Below are 18,142 nucleotides of genomic sequence, written 5' to 3' on the forward strand. Positions count from 1 at the left end.
TGGGTGGGTGAACTGGACCGTCGACGTACCCATCGACCAGCTGCCTCCGCTGCCTCCGCTGCCTGAGGATCTGCGTACGCGCCTGGACGCGGCCCTGGCCCGCGAGGCGCTGCAGCAGCCGAGCTGGGACGCCGGGCAGGCTGCCGCGATGCGGACCGTGTTGGAGAGCGTGCCCCCGGTGACCGTGCCCTCAGAGGTCGAGAAGCTCAAGGCCCAGCTGGCCGACGTGGCGCGCGGTAAGGCGTTCCTGCTACAGGGCGGCGATTGCGCCGAGACGTTCGTCGACAACACCGAACCGCACATCCGCGCCAACATCCGCACGCTGCTGCAGATGGCGGTGGTGCTGACCTACGGCGCGAGCATGCCCGTGGTGAAGGTGGCCCGTATCGCCGGCCAGTACGCGAAGCCACGGTCGTCGGACACCGACGCGCTGGGCTTGAGGTCCTACCGCGGCGACATGGTCAACGGGTTCGCCCCCGATGCTGCGGTGCGCGAGCACGATCCGTCGCGACTGGTGCGCGCGTACGCCAACGCCAGCGCCGCGATGAATCTGGTTCGGGCGCTGACCTCGTCGGGGATGGCGTCGCTGCATCACGTCCACGAGTGGAACCGGGAGTTCGTCCGCACCTCGCCCGCCGGGGCGCGCTACGAGGCGCTGGCCGGCGAGATCGATCGTGGGATGCGGTTCATGAGTGCCTGCCGGGTCGACGACCGCAACCTCGACACCGCCGAGATCTTCGCCAGCCATGAGGCGCTGGTGCTCGACTACGAGCGCGCGATGCTGCGGATGGACACCGAGTCGACCACCGGGCCGAAGCTCTACGACCTGTCCGCGCACTTCCTGTGGATCGGCGAGCGCACGCGCCAGCTCGACGGCGCTCACGTCGCACTCGCAGAGGTGATCGCCAATCCGATCGGTATCAAGATCGGGCCGTCGACGTCGCCGGAGCTGGCCGTGGAGTACGTCGAGCGGCTGGACCCGAACAACGAGGCCGGCCGTCTGACGCTGGTCAGCCGGATGGGCAACCACAAGGTCCGCGACGTGCTGCCGGCGATCATCGAGAAGGTGCAGGCCTCGGGCCATCAGGTGATCTGGCAGTGCGATCCGATGCACGGCAACACCCACGAGTCGTCGACGGGGTACAAGACGCGGCACTTCGATCGCATCGTCGACGAGGTGCAGGGCTTCTTCGAGGTGCACCATGCGCTGGGCACCCACCCGGGCGGCATCCACGTCGAGATCACCGGCGAGAACGTCACCGAGTGTCTCGGTGGCGCGCAGGACATTTCGGACTCCGATTTGGCCGGTCGCTACGAGACGGCGTGCGATCCGCGACTGAACACGCAGCAGTCGCTGGAGCTGGCGTTCTTGGTCGCGGAGATGCTGCGCGACTAGAGCAGATTGTGCAGGTTGGTGCCGAGCGTCCACGCGCCGGCGCCGGCCAGCGCCGCCAGCGTCATCACGGCGATGACCCAGAACAGCAGCACGCGCCGGGCGCGCTGGCGGGCCCAGTAGAACTCCTCGAGGTCGATTCCGGCGAATCGCCCTGTCAACGGCCAATGTTCGTCGTCGAAATCGGAGTCGTCGTCCGCATTGTCCGGCTCGGGTGCGGGCGCCTCGTCGCGTTCCATGACCCGGGTGTGCCGCGGGCCGGCGAGGTTCGTCGTCGGTGCGTCGACGACGGACGCCGACTGGTGCATCGCGGAGTTGCGCGGGGAGGGCACCGTGAATCGGGGCAGCCCGAGTTGGACCGCGATCGCGTCGAGTTCCTCGCCCATCTCGGCCGCGTCGGCGAAGCGGCCCGCCGGGTCGCGCGCCGTTGCGCACGCCACGAGTTCGTCGAATTGCCGTGGCACACCGGCGATCCTGCTGCTCGGCGGGGGCACGTCGTGGTCCAGCCGCTGGTAGGCGACGGCGAGCGGATTGTCGCCGGTGAACGGTGTGCTGCCGGTGAGCAGTTCGAAGACCAGGACGCCGGCGGCGTACACGTCGCCGCGGGCGTCGGTGTCGCCGGCCGACACCTGCTCGGGCGCCAGATACGCGGCGGTGCCGAGGATCACACTGGTCGAGGTGATCTTGGCCTCGGCCAGGGCTCGCACCAGGCCGAAGTCGGCGATCTTGACCTCGCCGTCATCGCTGATGAGTACGTTCTCGGGTTTGACGTCGCGGTGCACCAGTCCGGCCCGGTGAGCGGCGGCCAGCCCGGACAGCACGGGCCGCAGCACCGCGGCCACCGCGTGCGGCGGCATCGGGCCGCGCTCCCGCAGCAGCTCGCGCAGCGTGCCGCCGTCGACGAGTTCCATGGCCAGATAGGGGGGTTCGCCGCCGTGGGTGCCGCCGCCCTGGTCGTACACCGAGACCAGGCCGGGGTCCTTCAGCCGGGCGACGGCCCTGGCTTCGCGCTGGAACCGGGTGAGGAACTGTTCGTCGCCGGCGTAGCGGCTGTCCATGACCTTCAACGCCACCGGGCGGTCCAGCCGCATGTCCACGCCGCGGTACACCGCGGACATGCCGCCGGTGGCGATCAGGGCGCCGACGCGGTAGCGGCCGTCCAGCACTGCGCCGGTGAGCCCGCCGGTCGGCTGGAAGGTTTCCATCGGACTCATGGTACGAGCCAGTGGTACGAGCCTGTGCGCTGCCGACCCGCCAAGCGGGCATCGCGAGGTGCCCGGTGCGCCTAGACTCTGTGCGATGAGCAGCATTCCGACTGCCGAGGACGTGTTGTCTCCCGATGAGGACGTCTACGACCTGCCCACAGTCGCCCGCCTGTTGAAGATTCCGGTCAGCAAGGTGCATCAGCACCTGCGGGAAGGACAGCTGGTCGCCGTGCGCCGCGGCCGGGAGGTGGTGGTCCCCAAGGTCTTCTTCGACGAGAAGGGCCACGTGGTCAAGCCGCTGCCGGGTCTACTCGTCGTGCTGCGGGACGGCGGGTATCACGAAACCGAGATCGTGCGGTGGCTGTTCACCCCGGATTCGTCGCTGACGATCCGGCGTGATGGGGCGACCGACGGGCTCGCTAATGCGCGCCCGGTGGACGCGCTGCATTCGCACCAGGCTCGAGAGGTGGTTCGCCGGGCGCAGGCGATGGCGTACTGAGCCCGGACGTGTCAGCGCCCTCCGGGGCTCTGACGGGTGCGCGGTGCAGCCAGTACCACGCGCCGACGGCACACGCCGTGGCGAGCGCGACGTGGAACCACGAGTACATGCCGTGGGCACCGTCGGGTCGCCAGATCACCGTGATCCACGTCGAGAACGCGGCGATCAGCGCGATGGCCCGCGGCGACTGGGCGAGCGCGGCCATCACCGCGAGCGGCCAGGTGTAGTACCACGGCAGCGCCGCAGGCACGAACAGCACCACGATCACCATCAGCGTGGCGATGCCCATCAGCGCGTCGCGATCGGTGCGCCGGTATCTCCACCACAGCACCGGCGCCGACACGGCGATGATGCCGATCCCGATGATGCGCAGGATGTCCAGCACCGCATAGAAGTTCACGGGGATGACGAGCCCGATCACCGCGTTGGTGAAGTTCGCGATGGCCGTGGGGATCGTCAGCCAGTTGATGATCTTGACCGACCCGGCCAGCGCCGTCAGCCAGCCCAGCCCCACACCGGCGGCCAGGGACAGCACTGCGAACACCGCCGCGAACACGACCACACACGAGGCGGTGGCGACCAGGAACGCCTTGCCCGGGGAGAAGCCGCGCCGCTGCTGCAGGCCGCGCGCCCACACCCACACCATGAACGGAAGGGCCAGGCCCGCGGTGGCTTTCACCGCGACGGCGACCCCGATCAGGGTCACCCCTGACACGCAGCGGCCACCGAAACACAGCGCGATGCCGGCCATCATCAGCCCCACCATCAGCATCTCGTTGTGCACGCCGCCCATCAGCTGGATGATCACCAGCGGATTCAGCACGCAGATCCACAGGGCGGCAGCTGTGTTAGCGCCGACATGGCGGGCCACCCGCGGAACCGCCCAGATCAGCAGGGCCAGGCCGGGCAGCATGCACAGCCGCAGCAGCATGGTGCCGGCGACGACGTCGTTGCCGACGAGCATCGTGACGAACTTGGCGACCAGGATGAAGGCGGGCCCGTACGGGGCCGTCGTCGTGGTCCAGATGGGACTCACGTTGTCCAGCAACGAGTTCGGATTGTCGATCGGCCCGACCAGGTAGGGGTCGAACCCGTCCCGCAGCAGCGCGCCCTGAGCGAGGTAGGAGTAGGTGTCGCGGCTGAACAGCGGAACGCTGAGCAGCAGCGGCGCCAGCCAGAAGCCGGTGGTGACCACCATCGTGTAATGCGTTGCGGTCCGGGCGATCACGTGCCGGCCCAGCCAGAGCCAGGCAAGCAGCATCAGGGCCACACCGCTCCACAGCAGCAGAGACGAGAGCACCAGGCCGTGCCCGAACCTCAGCCACGACAGGTGCATCGACTCGAGCACCGGGTCGTGCAGCCGGGTGCTGCCGGCGCCGAGGCCGCCGGCGGTGACGAGTACCGCCCCCAGTGCCCCGACCCAGGCGGGTTTGGCCGCCGGTGATGCCGCGAAGGCGCGGAACCGCGGCAGCGGCGGTGCGGGGGAGAGCGCGGGTGTCGTCATGCCTACGCGGTGCGGTTCGCGGCCAATCTGGCGAGCTCGGTGAGCCCCGCACGGGCCTGCGCGTCGATGGGTGCGGAGTCGAGAGTGCCGATCGCGGTGGCGGTCAGCGTCTCGATGCGATTCTCGACGGCGGCCAGTGCTCCGACGGATTCGATGAGGGCGCGCAGCTCGGTGACGGCGTCGTCCGACAGATCGGTCCCGATGGAGGTGCGCAGCAGTGCGGCGCCCGCAGGGTCCCGCTGTTCGGCCAGCGCGATCGCCTCGGCCAGTAGCACGGTGCGCTTGCCGGAGCGCAGATCGTCACCGGACGGTTTTCCGGTGACCGCCGGATCGCCGAACACGCCGAGCACGTCGTCGCGCAGTTGGAATGCGATCCCGAGGCCGGTGCCCACCTCGTGGAAGGCGTCCTGGATCTCCGGGCGGTCCGCGGCGGCCGCGGCGCCGAACTGCAGCGGTCGCGAGATGGTGTAGGAGGCTGTCTTGTAGGTGTTGACGGTCAATGCCGCGGCCACCGTGTCGGCGCCGCTGGCCTCGTTGACGATGTCGAGGTACTGGCCCCCGAGTACTTCGGTCCTGATCGCGGCCCACACCCGCTGCACCCGGGCTTGCGCGTCGGCTCCGATGGGTGCTGTGGTGACGATGTCGTCGGCCCACACCAGGGACAGATCGCCGAGCAGGATGGCCGCTGACAGGCCGAACTGGTCGGGGGAGCCGTGCCAGCGCTGCTCGCGGTGCCGGTCGGAGAAGATGCGGTGGACGGTGGGCAGTCCGCGCCGGGTCGCCGACGCGTCGATCACGTCGTCGTGCACCAGCGCGCACGCATGCAGCAGTTCCAGCGCCGAGAACAGGCGTAGCACCGTGGCATCGGGTTCGGTGCCGGTCACCGCGCGCCATCCCCAGTACGCGAACGCCGGGCGCAGCCGCTTGCCGCCGCGCAGCACGAATTCTTCGAGTGCTTCGGTCAGTACCGCGTAGTCGGCGCCGATGTAGGCCGCGTCACGGCGCCGCTCCTGCAGGTAGCCGCGAAGCTGTTCGGTGACGGCCGCGGCCAGCTCGACCGCTGACGGTGCCGCAGTGTCGTCGGCGGTGGCACTGGAACTGGCATTGGCATCCACGCTCAGCGGGCGCCCCTTTCTTCCGTTAGTCCGGTGCTCAGCGTAGAGCCTGCCTCCGGTCGATGGTCGTCGCAGCGCCTAGCGAGGCTGTTCTTCGGGTTGCCCGGGCTTGGCCGACTGGTCGCGGGTGCGGTAGGCGAGCCATCCGATGATTCCGGCGACGACGAGCGAGGCGACTCCCAGCCAGATGGCGGCGCCGGTGAACGAGCGCGCGCTGGGATCGGTGTAGCGCGCCTGGGCGTTCATGGTGCTGACCACGCCGGGCCGCAGTTTCCATTCGACCACCTCGGAGGACACCCGGTCGCCGTTGGTGGAGGTGACCTCTCCGGGGAACGACACCGACAGAGAGACGTCGGCTTCCGGATCGTTGAGGGAGGTCAGGTCGGCGCGGCCCTCGAGGATGACCAAATCGCCGGCGCGGCGCAGTGAGATGTCGACGCCGGCGGCGTCGCGGTTCATCCCGGCGAGCTGAGGCAGCTCGGCGAAAGTGAGGTCGGAGAAGACGGCCTGGGAGCCGACGTAGTCGTCTCGGTCGTAGTCCGACACCGCGACCTTCTGCGCGAACGGCAGGTTGTTGAGCAGTTGCGGACCTCGGTCGCTGTCGTCGCGCGGTTTCGCCGCCGCGACGATCTGGCCGGACACCCGGTCGTCGGGGGAGACCGTCAGCGAGGTGCGCACCCGGACGCAGCCGATCAGTGACGGCGCCAGCACCAACAGCAGCAGCAGTATCGTGAGGACACGCCGGGAGGTCCGGTGGCGGTTGAGCACCCGGTCATCGTGCCAGACCTCACATCGGCGCAGGCGTTCTACAGCGGAAGGGCGCGGCCGAGGATCGCGAAGGCCCGCGGATCTCCGGAGAAGTGGTAGCCGCGGATGACATCGCTGAACCCGAGCCGCCGGTAGAGCCGCCAGGCCCGGTTGGCCTCTCCGTTGATCTCCGGCGTGGACAGCAGCACGTGGTCTTCGCCGCGGCCGGCCAGCAGCTGGCGGATCAGCGCCTCGCCCAGCCCGCGGCCCTGGGCCGGTGGCAGGATGTGCAGCTCGGTCAGCTCGAAGTAGCTGGTCATCAGCGCTGTGATGCGGGCGGCGTCGGCGCCGCTGCGGCGCAGTCCGGCGACCACCTGCTGCTGCCACCACTGATCGGGCGCCCCGCAGTATCCGTAGGCGATACCGACCATGGGCGCCTCGGTCGGATCTTCGCCGGGCTCGTCGCTGGTCTGGACGGCGGCCACCGCTTTCCAGCCGTGTCTGCGGGTGTGCTCGACCCACATCGAGGCGCGCTGCTCCTCGGTGCCTCGGGGGTAGTGCATGGCATCGACGTAGATGGACAGGGCGTCACTGAGACGGCGCTGCATATCGACGGGCGACAGCTCGATCAGATGCGTCGCCAAGTATCTGCCTTTCCCTGCGGGGACCCGGTGGCCGCCACCATTATCGGACTGAACGCAGCGAACCATGACGCGCGGCATCCGCCGACAGCCCCTCGTCATAGAATCAGGGACCGAAGTAGGTGGTACGGCTCAGATTCTGCTCGTATCATTGACGTTGCGTGCCCGTCCACACGGGCACACCCTGATGTTTGAACGACTGAGACGCCCCCACGGCAAGAGGGAGGGACGAATGCCACTCTCCGATCATGAGCAGCGCATGCTCGATCAGATCGAGAGCGCGCTCTATGCCGAGGACCCCAAGTTCGCGTCCAGCGTTCGTGGCGGGACCCTGAGGGCGCCGTCGACGCGGCGCCGGCTGCAGGGCGGCGCGCTGTTCGTGGTCGGCCTCGCGATGCTGGTGTCGGGTGTGGCGTTCAAGGCGACGATGATCGGCAGCTTCCCGATCCTGTCGGTGATCGGATTCATCGTGATGTTCGGCGGTGTCGTCTTCGCGATCACCGGTCCGCGGGTCGGTGTGGCCGGGGAGCGCCCGGCGGCCGGCAGTGGCCCCGGTGGCGCGGTGAACAGGCAGAAGCGCGCCAAGGGTGGCGGCGGTTCGTTCACGAGCCGAATGGAAGATCGGTTCCGCCGCCGCTTCGACGAGTAACGGTCCGCAGTTTCAGGGGCAGCCCGCCAGGGCTGCCCCTCTTTTTTGCCCCACCACCCCCCACCGTGCTCCCGCAGGACGGTTGTCATGCGGTTGAGCTGGGGTTTCATCGGTTCTCGTGAGGCCTGCGCCGGCTTCCGCGCGTCTTCTTCCCGGCCACTTCTCGTTGACGACCTGCACGTCGTGGGGGACGCGCGCGAAATGCCAGCCGTGGTTCGGCGCAAAGTGGGGGATTGTGGGGTAAAGTGGCAGACAACGGAGCGACCGGAGTTCCGCAAGGGCGAGGTCTGAGCGAGGTGGCGAGATGTTCTTCGGCACCTACACGCCCAAGCTCGACGACAAGGGGCGGCTGACGCTGCCCGCCAAGTTCCGCGACGCACTGGCAGGAGGGTTGATGGTCACCAAGAGTCAAGATCACAGCCTGGCTGTCTATCCGCGGGCGGAGTTCGAGGAGATGGTCACCGAGATCTCCGGCCGGGCCAAGCGGGGCAACCCGCAGGCACGCGCATACCTGCGCAACCTGGCCGCCAGCACCGACGAGCAGTATCCGGACGCCCAGGGCCGGATCACGCTGTCTGCCGAGCACCGCCGCTACGCGAACCTCAGCAAGGAGTGCGTGGTCATCGGCTCGATCGAATTCCTCGAGATCTGGGACGCCCAGGCATGGCAGGACTACCAGGAGCTTCACGAAGAGAACTTCTCCGCGGCCAGCGATGAAGCACTCGGCGACATCATTTGACCTGGCCCCGCAGGCCCGTGCGGCGCGGCCTCTGTCCGAACCGACCCTGACGTACTTCCCCGACGTCAGGTCCGGGCTCTCGGACAGGGACCACGCCGCAGGGGCCGCCCCGATCGCTGAGGCTGCTGCGATGACCCAAGAGCCCCACGTTCCGGTTCTGCTGGACCGCTGCGTCGAACTGCTCGCCCCCGCGTTGACCCGGCGCGGCGACGACGGTGCCGGCGCGACGCTCGTCGACGCCACCCTCGGTGCCGGCGGGCACACCGAACGCTTCCTGACCGATTTCCCCGCGCTGCACGTCGTCGGGTTGGACCGCGATCCCGAAGCCCTGCGGATCGCCGGCGAGCGGCTCGCGCGCTTCGGCGACCGGTTCACCGCGATACGCACCCGCTACGACGGGTTCGAGCTGACCGACATCGATGCGTTCCTGTTCGACCTGGGCGTGTCCTCGATGCAGCTCGATCAGCCGGAGCGCGGGTTCTCCTATTCGACGGACGCACCGCTGGACATGCGGATGGATTCCGACGCCCCGCTGACGGCCGCCGACATCCTCAACACCTACGAGGAGAAGCAGATCGCGCGGATTCTGCGCGAGTACGGCGAGGAGAAGTTCGCCGGACGCATCGCCGCGCACATCGTGCGTCGCCGCGCGGTCACGCCGTTCACGACGACGGGCGAGTTGGTCGAGCTGCTCTACCAGGCGATCCCGGCGCCGGCGCGGCGGACGGGCGGGCACCCCGGCAAGCGGACCTTTCAAGCGCTGCGCATCGCAGTCAACGCCGAGCTCGACGCGCTGCGGCTGGCCATCCCGAAGGCGTTGCGTGCGTTGCGATCCGGTGGACGGATCGCCGTGATGGCCTACCAGTCGCTGGAAGACCGCATCGTCAAGGGAGAGTTCGCCGCGGCGACTGCGTCGCGGACCCCCGCCGGTCTGCCGATCGAATTGCCCGGCCACGGGCCGGAATTCGTCGCCCTGACCCGGGGTGCTGAACGCGCGAGTGCGCAGGAGATCGATCGCAATCCCAGAAGCGCTCCGGTTCGGTTGCGCGCGTTGGAGAAAGTTGGGGGGCAGTAGCACTCATGAAGACCCAGAGGACACCCAAGGCCGGCCCGAAGGCGGGCAAGAACGAGAAGGCTCGCACCTCGTCCCGCGCAGCGGCGGGCAAGCCGAAGAAGGCCGGCCGCCGCCCGGTGCGCGACGCCGGCCGTGCGCCCGTCGACGCCTCTCCGCGCGCACGTGCCGCCGACCGGAGCAGGCCCGCCCCGCGCACCACACCGATCCAGCGGCTCACCGACACCCCGGCCCGGCCGAAGACCGCGAGCCAGGCCAAAGCCCGCGCGAAGGCCCGGAAGGCCAAGGCGCCCAAGATCGTCCGGCCGCCGCTGCGGGAGCGCCTCCTCGTTCGCCTCGCGTCGATCGATCTCAACCCGCGCCGGCTCGTCGCCCGGGTCCCGTTCGTGGTCCTCGTCATCGGCTGCCTGGGCCTGGGATTGGGCGTCACGCTGTGGCTCTCCACCGACGCGGCCGAACGGTCGTATCAGCTGGGCCATGCCCGCCAGGTCAATCAGGCCCTGCTGCAGCAGAAGGAAGCGCTCGAGCGCGATGTGCTGCAGGCGCAGGCGGCGCCCGCGCTGGCCGAGGCCGCCCGCAATCTCGGCATGATCCCGTCCCGCGACACGGCCCACCTGGTGCAGGACGCCTCGGGCAACTGGGTCGTCGTCGGCACCCCCAAGCCTGCCGAGGGCGTACCGCCGCCCCCGCTCAACGCGCCGCTGCCCGAGCCGGCTCCGCCCGCACCGCCCGCCCCGCGCGTCGTAACGCCGTCGGAGGTCCCGGTCCGGCTACCGTCGCAGACCATGCCCCTCACCGCGCCGCTGCTCCCGGGTCAGGCGCCGCTGCTCCCGGGTCAGACACCCATGCTCGCGGGTCAGGTGCCCGGCGCTGCCCAGCCGGCAGAGGTGCCGCATGCGGTCGCCGGTGCGCTGCCCGGCCCGATTCCGGCGCCCGCTGATCCGGCCGCCCCCGTCGTGCAGCCCGCCCCTGCTCCCGTCGATCCCGCCGCACCGGTGCCGGGCCCGCCGGCATGAGTCGCAAGGCGCAGCCTGCGCGACGGACCACGCGCGCGGCCGGTGCCGAACGCTCGGCCCGGTCGCGCCGGGTGCGTCAGCCCAGACAATCCTCAGCGAACAGCGGGCTGCGCAGCGCGTCCTTCGTCTTCCGGCACCGCACGGGTAACGCGGTGATCTTCCTGCTGATCGTCCTCGCCGCAGCCCAGCTGTTCACACTGCAGGTGCCGAAGGCCGACGGGCTGCGTGCCGAAGCCGCCGGGCAGCTCAAGGTCACCGACATCGATGCCGCGCTGCGTGGCTCGATCGTGGACCGCAACAGCGACAAGCTGGCCTTCACCATCGAGGCCCGCGCGCTGACGTTCCAGCCCGTGCGGGTGCGTAAGCAGCTGCAGGAGGCGTACGACAAGGCCATCGAGAACGCCGCCGAGAACGCAAAGGCCGCAGGCAATGAGACCGGCGATGCGGGCGATGCCGTGTTGGCACCCGATGCGCGCCTGCGGCAGATCGCCGACGGTGTGGCGAAGCGTCTGGGCAACAAGCCGGACAGTGCCACGGTGCTCAAGAAGCTGCGCAGCAACGAGACGTTCGTGTACCTGGCCCGTGCGGTCGATCCCGCGATCGCCGATGCGATCACCACCGATTTTCCGGAGGTCGGCGCCGAACGTCAGGATCTGCGGCAGTATCCGGGCGGGTCGCTGGCGGCCAACATCGTCGGCGGCATCGACTGGGATGGCCACGGCTTGCTCGGCCTGGAGGACTCGCTGGACTCCGTGCTCGCCGGCACCGACGGTTCGGTCACCTACGACCGCGGCTCCGACGGCGTCGTGATCCCGGGGAGCTACCGCAACCGGCATGACGCGGTGAACGGGTCGACGGTGATGCTCACCCTGGACGACGACATCCAGTTCTACGTCCAGCAGCAGGTCCAGATGGCCAAGGAGGCCTCGGGCGCCAAGAACGTCTCCGCTGTCGTGCTCGACGCCAAAACCGGTGAGGTGCTGGCGATGTCGAACGACAACACGTTCAACCCCGCGCAGGACGTCAGCAAGCAGTCCACTCGCGAGCTGGGCAATCTGTCGGTGTCCTCGCCGTTCGAACCGGGCTCGGTCAACAAGATCATCACCGCTGCGTCGGTGATCGAGAACCACCTGTCCACCCCGGACGAGGTGTTGCAGGTTCCCGGCTCCATCGACATGGGCGGGGTCACCGTCCGCGACGCCTGGAACCACGGCACGATGCCGTACACCACGACCGGCGTGTTCGGGAAGTCCTCCAACGTGGGCACGCTCATGCTGGCCCAGCGCGTCGGGCCGCAGAAGTATGCCGAGATGCTGCGCAAGTTCGGGCTCGGTCAGCGCACCGGGGTCGGGTTGCCCGGTGAGAGTGCGGGTCTGGTGCCTCCCATCGACCAATGGTCGGGCAGCACGTTCTCCAATCTTCCTATCGGTCAGGGCCTTTCGATGACCCTGCTGCAGATGTCGGCGATCTACCAGGCCATCGCCAACGACGGGGTACGCATCCCGCCGCGCATCCTCAAGGCGACGATCGCCGCCGACGGCACCCGCACCGACGAGCCGCGTCCCGAAGGCATCCGGGTGATCTCCCCGGAGACGGCACGCACCGTGCGCAACATGTTCCGCGCGGTGGTGCAGCGCGATCCGATGGGGATCCAGCAGGGCACCGGTCCCGCGGCGGCGGTCGAGGGATACCAGATCGCCGGCAAGACCGGCACCGCCCAGCAGATCAACCCCGCCTGCGGCTGCTACTACGACAACGTCTACTGGATCACGTTCGCCGGGATGGCCCCGGCCGACGATCCGCGCTACGTGGTGGGCGTGATGATGGACGCGCCGCACCGGGCCGCCGACGGCTCGCCCGGGTCCTCGGCCGCGCCGCTGTTCCACAACATCGCCTCGTGGTTGCTGCAGCGGGAGAACGTGCCGCTGTCCAAGGATCCCGGTGCGCCGCTGACCCTCCAGGCGGGGTGACGCTCGCGGGCGGCCACGGCCTGGATGCACGGCTGGGTACTGTGGCATGGCCATGAATCTGCGCCCCCATCATCCCGAAGGCCTGCCGCTGGAGGACGTGGCCCGGTTGATCTCCGCGGTGCACGCCGAGGTCGAGCCGCTCCCGCAGGTACATCTGACGGGAGTGACGCTTCGGGGCCAGGACGCCCAGCCGGGTGACCTGTTCGCTGCCCTTCCGGGTGCGCGCTCTCACGGGGCCCGCTACGCCGCCGACGCGGTGGCGCGGGGTGCTGTGGCGGTGCTGACCGATCACGACGGGCTGGCTGAGCTCTCGGCCGCCGGTGGGGTCGGTGTGCCGGTGCTGCTGCACGCGCACCCGCGCACGGTGCTCGGCGAGGCGGCCGCCGCGGTCTACGGCCATCCGTCGCGTCGGCTGCGTGTCATCGGCGTCACGGGTACCTCCGGCAAGACCACCACCACCTATCTGATCGAGGCCGGTCTGCGCGCGGCCGAGCGGGTGGCCGGGTTGATCGGCACCGTCGGGGTGCGCATCGACGGCCGCCCCGAGGCGGGCAGCCTGACCACTCCCGAGGCGCCCGACCTGCAGGCGCTGTTCGCGGTGATGCTCGAACGCGGGGTCGACACCGTGGTGATGGAGGTGTCCAGCCACGCGCTGACGCTGGGCCGGGTGGACGGCACGGCGTTCGCCGTCGGTGGTTTCACCAATCTGTCGCGGGACCATCTCGACTTCCATCCCACGATGGAGGACTACTTCGAGGCCAAGGCCAAGCTGTTCGATCCCGCCTCCCCGACGCATGCCGAGCAGGCAGTGATCTGCGTCGACGACGAATGGGGTCGCGCGATGGCGCGTCGCGCCGACACCGCGGTCACCGTCGCGGTCGAGGGCACCGCCGACTGGACGGTCGAGCAGGTCCGCTCACAAGGTGACGGGGTGCAGGATTTCGTGGCCATCGACCCCGCGGGGGTGCACCACGGCATCGAGATCGGCCTGCCGGGCCGCTACAACATCGCCAACGCGGCGTTGGCGCTGGCTTTGCTCGACGCGGTGGGGGTCTCGCCCGAGCAGGCGGTGCCCGGTCTGCGGGCGGCGACGGTGCCGGGCCGGCTGGAGAAGGTGGACCGCGGGCAGCCGTTCCTGGCGGTCGTCGACTACGCGCACAAGCCGGGGGCGCTGAAGGCCGTGCTGGACACGCTGCGCAGCCAGTGCACCGGCCGGCTCGCCGTGGTGTTCGGTGCCGGCGGAAACCGGGATGCCGGCAAGAGAGGGCCGATGGGGGAGGTCGCCGCGGAACTGGCCGACCTGGTGGTGGTCACCGACGACAATCCCCGCGACGAGGAGCCGGCCGAGATCCGGGCCGCGATCGTGGCCGGTGCGCGGGGTGCGCAGGACGCCCGTGCCGAGGTCGTCGAGATCGGGGAGCGCCGCGCGGCCATCGACCATGCGGTGGCGTGGGCGCGTGAGGGCGATGTGGTGCTGATCGCCGGCAAGGGCCATGAGACGGGCCAGACCAGCCGGGGTGTCACCCGGCCGTTCGACGACCGCGCCGAGCTCGGCGCCGCGCTCGACGCGCTGACCGCGGAGACGGAGAGCCGATGATCGATCTGTCGCTGGCCCAGATCGCCGAGATCGTGGGTGGCCGGCTCGCCGATGTCAGCGCCGAGGAGGCGGCGGCCCTGCGCGTCACCGGGACGGTCGAATTCGATTCGCGCGCAGTCGGTCCGGGCAGCCTGTTCCTCGCGCTGCCGGGTGCGCGGTCCGACGGGCACGACTTCGCGGCGGCGGCGGTCGACGCGGGCGCGGTCGGGGTGCTCGCCGCACGCCCGGTCGGGGTGCCCGCGGTCGTGGTGGACCCGGTCGCCGCCGAGGACGGTGCGGCCGGCGTGCTCGAGCACGACACCGACGGCTCCGGCGCGGCGGTGCTGGCGGCTCTGGCGAAGCTGGCGGCGGCGGTGGCCACCGAGTTGACTGCCGGCGGCCTGACGATCATCGGGATCACCGGCTCCTCGGGCAAGACTTCCACCAAGGATCTGATCGCCGCGGTCCTGGCTCCGCTGGGTGAGGTGATCGCCCCGCCCGGGTCGTTCAACAACGAGCTCGGCCACCCCTGGACGGTGCTGCGGGCGACCGCCGACACCGATTTCCTCGTCCTGGAGATGTCGGCGCGGCACCGCGGCAACATCGCCGCGCTCGCGCGGATCGCGCGGCCGTCGATCGCTGCCGTGCTGAACGTCGGCACCGCCCACCTCGGCGAGTTCGGCTCCCGCGAGGCGATCGCGGAGACGAAGTCCGAACTGCCGCAGTCGGTTCCGGCATCCGGGGTGGTGATCCTCAACGCCGACGACTCGGTGGTGGCGAAGATGGCCGAGGTGACAGAGGCGCGGGTCGTGCGCGTCGGTCGCTCCGCATCCGATCGCATCGACGTGTGGGCCGATGACGTGAGGCTCGACGAGCTGGCGCGCCCGGAATTCACGCTGCACACCGCCGAGGGTCAGATCGGGGTGTCGCTGTCGGTGCACGGTGACCATCAGGTCTCCAACGCGCTGTGCGCGGCCGCCGTCGCGCTCGAGTGCGGCGCCACCCTCGAGCAGATCGCCGACGCCTTGGCCAACGCCGGACCGGTGTCGCGGCAGCGGATGGCCGTCACCACCCGCGGCGATGGCGTGACGATCATCAACGACGCCTACAACGCCAACCCCGACTCGATGAGCGCGGGCCTCAAGGCGCTGGCGTGGATGGGCCGTGAGGGGCGCACCTGGGCGGTGCTCGGCGAGATGGGCGAACTCGGCGAGGACTCGATTACCGAGCACGACCGCATCGGTCGGTTGGCCGTGCGCTTAGATGTCTCTCGACTCGTTGTCGTCGGAACCGGGAGGCCTATGAGCGCCATGCTGAACGGGGCCGTGATGGAGGGCTCCTGGGGTTCGGAGGCCACCCCGGTCGCCGACGCCGATGCCGCACTGGAGCTGTTGCGCGCGGAACTGCAGCCCGGCGACGTCGTGCTGGTCAAGGCGTCCAATGCTGCAGGCCTCGGCGTGGTCGCCGACGCGCTGATCGCCGAGGACGGCGCATGAGGCAGATCCTGATCGCGGTCGGGATCGCTCTGGCGGTGTCGATCCTGCTCACCCCGGTGCTGATCCGGCTGTTCACCCGGCAGGGTTTCGGCCATGAGATCCGCGAGGACGGCCCGCCCAGCCACGCCAAGAAGCGGGGCACCCCGTCGATGGGGGGCGTGGCGATCGTCGCCGGCATCTGGGCCAGCTACTTCGGCACGCATCTGGTCGGGGTGGTGATCGACGGCAAGGGGCCATCGGCGTCCGGGCTGCTCGTGCTCGGACTGGCGACCGCGCTCGGCGTCGTCGGGTTCACCGACGACCTGATCAAGCTGCGCCGGGCCCGCAACCTGGGGCTCAACAAGACCGCCAAGACCGTCGGCATCCTCGTCGCCGCGGTGCTGTTCGGTGTGCTGGCGCTGCAATTCCGCAACGCCGACGGGCTGACCCCCGGCAGTCCCGAGCTGTCCTACGTGCGTGAGATCGCGACCGTCACGCTGGCGCCGGCGATCTTCGTGCTGTTCTGCGTGGTGGTGGTCAGCGCCTGGTCCAACGCGGTGAACTTCACCGACGGCCTGGACGGGCTGGCCGCCGGCGCGATGGCGATGGTGTGCGCCGCCTATGTGCTGATCACGTTCTGGCAGTTCCGCAACGCGTGCGCCACCAGCCCTGGCCTCGGCTGCTACAACGTGCGCGATCCGCTGGATCTGGCGATCATCGCCGCGGCCACGGCCGGCGCCTGCATCGGTTTCCTGTGGTGGAACGCCGCGCCGGCCAAGATCTTCATGGGTGACACGGGGTCGCTCGCGCTGGGCGGCGTCATCGCCGGGCTGTCGGTGACCAGCCGCACCGAGATGCTCGCCGTGGTGCTGGGTGCGCTGTTCGTCGCCGAGGTCACCTCGGTGGTGGTGCAGATCATGGCGTTCCGCACCACCGGGCGGCGCGTGTTCCGGATGGCGCCGTTCCACCACCATTTCGAGCTGGTGGGGTGGGCGGAGACCACGGTGATCATCCGGTTCTGGTTGCTGACCGCGATCGCCTGCGGTCTCGGGGTGGCGCTGTTCTACAGCGAGTGGCTCACGACCGTCGGTGCGTGACGTGAGCGACGTGCTCGCACCCGGTGCCGCCGTGCTGGTCGTCGGGGCCGGGATCACCGGACGGGCGGTGCTCGCCGCGCTGACCCCGCTGGGCGCGCGGGCCACCCTGACCGACGACAGCCCCTCGGCGCTGACGGCCTACGCCCAGCAGGGCGGCGCGGTGATCGACCCGGCGGGTGCCGCCGCGACGATCGCCGGGTTCGACCTCGTCGTCGTGAGCCCCGGAATCCCGCCCGATGGTGCGGTCCCCACCGCCGCCGCGGCCGCCGGCGTGCCGGTGTGGGGGGACGTGGAGCTGGCCTGGCGGCTGGACCGGGCCGGGCGCTACGGGCCGCCGAAGACGTGGCTGGTGGTGACCGGGACCAACGGAAAGACCACGACGACGTCGATGCTGCACGCGATGCTGTGCGCCGCCGGCCGGCGGGCGGCGCTGTGCGGCAACATCGGCGAACCGGTGCTGGCCGTGCTGGACCAGCCGGTCGACGTGCTGGCCGTCGAGCTGTCGAGCTTCCAGCTGCACTGGGCGCCGTCGGTGCACCCGGACGCCGGCGCGGTGCTCAACGTCGCGGAGGACCATCTGGACTGGCACGGCTCGCTCGATGCGTATGCGGCGGACAAGGCCCGTGCGCTGACGGGCCCGATCGCGGTGGGCGGCGTGGACGATCCGATCGCGGCCGCGCTGCTGGCCGACTGCGCCGCGCCGACCCGGGTCGGCTTCCGGCTCGGCGAGCCGGGCCCCGGCGAGCTGGGCGTGGCCGACGGCCGGCTGATCGACAACGCATTCGCCGATGGGCTGGTACTGGCCGAAACGGCAGGGGTTCCGGTGGCAGGTCCGGTGGGTGTGCTCAATGCGCTGGCAGCCGCGGCGCTGGCGCGTGCTGTCGGGGTGCCCGCCGATGCGGTGGCGGGTGCGCTCGAGACGTTCGCGGTGGGCCGGCACCGGGCCGAGGTGGTCGCCGCTGCCGACGGGGTGACCTACGTCGACGACTCGAAGGCCACCAACCCGCATGCCGCCCGCGCGTCGATCAGCGCCTACCCCCGGGTGGTGTGGGTCGCGGGCGGTCTGCTGAAGGGCGCGTCCGTCGATGATCTGCTGGTCGCGGTGGCGAACCGCCTGGTCGGCGTCGTCCTGCTGGGCCGCGACCGGGCGGTCGTGGCCGAGGCGCTGGCACGACACGCACCGGATGTCCCCGTCGTCGAGGTGCTGACGGGGGAGGATTCTGGGGTGGTTGAGAAAGCTGTGACAGGTGTGACTCACGCTCGGGCGGGTGACGGTCCGGTGGCCGACGCCGTCATGGCGGCCGTCGTCGACGCTGCACGCGGCCTCGCCGGGCCCGGCGACACGGTGCTGCTGGCACCGGCAGGCGCCTCCTTCGACCAGTTCCGCAGCTACGGGCACCGGGGCGACACGTTCGCCGCGGCCGTACGCGCAGCGATCCGGTAG

The 18,142-nt window shown here is 70.2% G+C and carries 16 protein-coding genes; 11 read left to right on the plus strand and 5 right to left on the minus strand.

The genetic code is table 11. The annotated features are described in order from the left end of the window. Positions 1 to 7: 7 nt before the first annotated feature. On the plus strand, positions 8 to 1,396 hold the full coding sequence (locus DMB80_RS21205; protein WP_111511670.1) for a class II 3-deoxy-7-phosphoheptulonate synthase: 1,389 nt from the start codon (positions 8 to 10) through the stop codon (positions 1,394 to 1,396). On the opposite strand, the gene DMB80_RS21210 is transcribed toward DMB80_RS21205, so the two are convergent. Then, the gene (locus DMB80_RS21210; protein ID WP_111511671.1) at positions 1,393 to 2,607 is read right to left on the minus strand and encodes a protein kinase domain-containing protein; all 1,215 of its coding nucleotides are present in this window, start codon (positions 2,605 to 2,607) and stop codon (positions 1,393 to 1,395) included. The two genes, DMB80_RS21205 and DMB80_RS21210, sit on opposite strands and share 4 nt — an antisense overlap. An 85-nt stretch (positions 2,608 to 2,692) precedes the next feature. On the opposite strand from DMB80_RS21210, the gene DMB80_RS21215 reads away from it, so the two are divergent. Next, a complete protein-coding gene (locus DMB80_RS21215) occupies positions 2,693 to 3,097 on the plus strand; it encodes an Rv2175c family DNA-binding protein (RefSeq protein ID WP_111511672.1) in 405 nt (134 codons plus the stop codon). On the opposite strand, the gene DMB80_RS21220 is transcribed toward DMB80_RS21215, so the two are convergent. The 4 genes from DMB80_RS21220 to DMB80_RS21235 all read right to left on the minus strand — a co-directional run bounded on the left by DMB80_RS21220 (position 3,018) and on the right by DMB80_RS21235 (position 7,107). Beyond that, positions 3,018 to 4,601, minus strand: coding sequence for an alpha-(1->6)-mannopyranosyltransferase A (locus DMB80_RS21220; protein ID WP_111511673.1), 1,584 nt, complete (start codon positions 4,599 to 4,601; stop codon positions 3,018 to 3,020). The two genes, DMB80_RS21215 and DMB80_RS21220, sit on opposite strands and share 80 nt — an antisense overlap. Before the next feature lie 2 nt (positions 4,602 to 4,603). After that, positions 4,604 to 5,716 (minus strand): bifunctional (2E,6E)-farnesyl/geranyl diphosphate synthase, encoded by a 1,113-nt coding sequence (gene idsA2 / locus DMB80_RS21225; RefSeq protein WP_111511674.1) that lies wholly within the window; start codon positions 5,714 to 5,716, stop codon positions 4,604 to 4,606. A 78-nt stretch (positions 5,717 to 5,794) separates the two neighbouring features. After that, a complete protein-coding gene (locus DMB80_RS21230; RefSeq protein ID WP_111511675.1) occupies positions 5,795 to 6,484 on the minus strand; it encodes an LppM family (lipo)protein in 690 nt (229 codons plus the stop codon). Positions 6,485 to 6,522: 38 nt separating this feature from the next. Next, entirely contained in the window at positions 6,523 to 7,107 is a 585-nt protein-coding gene (locus DMB80_RS21235; RefSeq protein WP_111511676.1) for a GNAT family N-acetyltransferase, read from the minus strand. Between the two features lie 229 nt (positions 7,108 to 7,336). On the opposite strand from DMB80_RS21235, the gene DMB80_RS21240 reads away from it, so the two are divergent. The 9 genes from DMB80_RS21240 to murD all read left to right on the plus strand — a co-directional run bounded on the left by DMB80_RS21240 (position 7,337) and on the right by murD (position 18,142). Beyond that, positions 7,337 to 7,753, plus strand: coding sequence for a DUF3040 domain-containing protein (locus tag DMB80_RS21240; protein WP_111511677.1), 417 nt, complete (start codon positions 7,337 to 7,339; stop codon positions 7,751 to 7,753). Between the two features lie 304 nt (positions 7,754 to 8,057). After that, positions 8,058 to 8,492, plus strand: a complete 435-nt coding sequence (locus tag DMB80_RS21245; RefSeq protein WP_046366858.1) for a division/cell wall cluster transcriptional repressor MraZ — start codon at positions 8,058 to 8,060, stop codon at positions 8,490 to 8,492. Further along, positions 8,467 to 9,567 (plus strand): 16S rRNA (cytosine(1402)-N(4))-methyltransferase RsmH, encoded by a 1,101-nt coding sequence (gene rsmH, locus DMB80_RS21250; protein WP_205538820.1) that lies wholly within the window; start codon positions 8,467 to 8,469, stop codon positions 9,565 to 9,567. Before DMB80_RS21245 ends, rsmH begins: the two co-directional genes overlap by 26 nt. A gap of 5 nt (positions 9,568 to 9,572) precedes the next feature. Next, positions 9,573 to 10,580, plus strand: a complete 1,008-nt coding sequence (ftsL, locus tag DMB80_RS21255; RefSeq protein ID WP_111511679.1) for a cell division protein FtsL — start codon at positions 9,573 to 9,575, stop codon at positions 10,578 to 10,580. Then, the gene (locus DMB80_RS21260; RefSeq protein ID WP_111511680.1) at positions 10,577 to 12,550 is read left to right on the plus strand and encodes a peptidoglycan D,D-transpeptidase FtsI family protein; all 1,974 of its coding nucleotides are present in this window, start codon (positions 10,577 to 10,579) and stop codon (positions 12,548 to 12,550) included. Before ftsL ends, DMB80_RS21260 begins: the two co-directional genes overlap by 4 nt. A 52-nt stretch (positions 12,551 to 12,602) precedes the next feature. Then, a complete protein-coding gene (locus DMB80_RS21265; protein WP_111511704.1) occupies positions 12,603 to 14,147 on the plus strand; it encodes a UDP-N-acetylmuramoyl-L-alanyl-D-glutamate--2,6-diaminopimelate ligase in 1,545 nt (514 codons plus the stop codon). Further along, a complete protein-coding gene (locus tag DMB80_RS21270; RefSeq protein WP_111511681.1) occupies positions 14,144 to 15,622 on the plus strand; it encodes a UDP-N-acetylmuramoyl-tripeptide--D-alanyl-D-alanine ligase in 1,479 nt (492 codons plus the stop codon). Before DMB80_RS21265 ends, DMB80_RS21270 begins: the two co-directional genes overlap by 4 nt. Continuing rightward, entirely contained in the window at positions 15,619 to 16,698 is a 1,080-nt protein-coding gene (gene mraY / locus DMB80_RS21275; RefSeq protein ID WP_111511682.1) for a phospho-N-acetylmuramoyl-pentapeptide-transferase, read from the plus strand. Before DMB80_RS21270 ends, mraY begins: the two co-directional genes overlap by 4 nt. 1 nt (position 16,699) lies before the next feature. Then, the gene (murD, locus tag DMB80_RS21280; RefSeq protein WP_111511683.1) at positions 16,700 to 18,142 is read left to right on the plus strand and encodes a UDP-N-acetylmuramoyl-L-alanine--D-glutamate ligase; all 1,443 of its coding nucleotides are present in this window, start codon (positions 16,700 to 16,702) and stop codon (positions 18,140 to 18,142) included.

The organism is Mycobacterium kyogaense, assembly GCF_003254575.1.
Classification (GTDB): Bacteria; Actinomycetota; Actinomycetes; order Mycobacteriales; family Mycobacteriaceae; genus Mycobacterium; species Mycobacterium kyogaense.

Bases quoted from the DNA above. Each gene is read 5' to 3' on its own strand.
- DMB80_RS21210 (WP_111511671.1), bottom strand. From the start codon at position 2,607: ATGAGTCCGATGGAAACCTTCCAGCCGACCGGCGGGCTCACCGGCGCA.
- DMB80_RS21260 (WP_111511680.1), top strand. From the start codon at position 10,577: ATGAGTCGCAAGGCGCAGCCTGCGCGACGGACCACGCGCGCGGCCGGT.
- mraY (WP_111511682.1), top strand. From the start codon at position 15,619: ATGAGGCAGATCCTGATCGCGGTCGGGATCGCTCTGGCGGTGTCGATC.
- DMB80_RS21240 (WP_111511677.1), top strand. From the start codon at position 7,337: ATGCCACTCTCCGATCATGAGCAGCGCATGCTCGATCAGATCGAGAGC.
- DMB80_RS21245 (WP_046366858.1), top strand. From the start codon at position 8,058: ATGTTCTTCGGCACCTACACGCCCAAGCTCGACGACAAGGGGCGGCTG.
- DMB80_RS21215 (WP_111511672.1), top strand. From the start codon at position 2,693: ATGAGCAGCATTCCGACTGCCGAGGACGTGTTGTCTCCCGATGAGGAC.
- rsmH (WP_205538820.1), top strand. From the start codon at position 8,467: ATGAAGCACTCGGCGACATCATTTGACCTGGCCCCGCAGGCCCGTGCG.
- ftsL (WP_111511679.1), top strand. From the start codon at position 9,573: ATGAAGACCCAGAGGACACCCAAGGCCGGCCCGAAGGCGGGCAAGAAC.
- DMB80_RS21220 (WP_111511673.1), bottom strand. From the start codon at position 4,601: ATGACGACACCCGCGCTCTCCCCCGCACCGCCGCTGCCGCGGTTCCGC.
- DMB80_RS21270 (WP_111511681.1), top strand. From the start codon at position 14,144: ATGATCGATCTGTCGCTGGCCCAGATCGCCGAGATCGTGGGTGGCCGG.
- DMB80_RS21265 (WP_111511704.1), top strand. From the start codon at position 12,603: ATGAATCTGCGCCCCCATCATCCCGAAGGCCTGCCGCTGGAGGACGTG.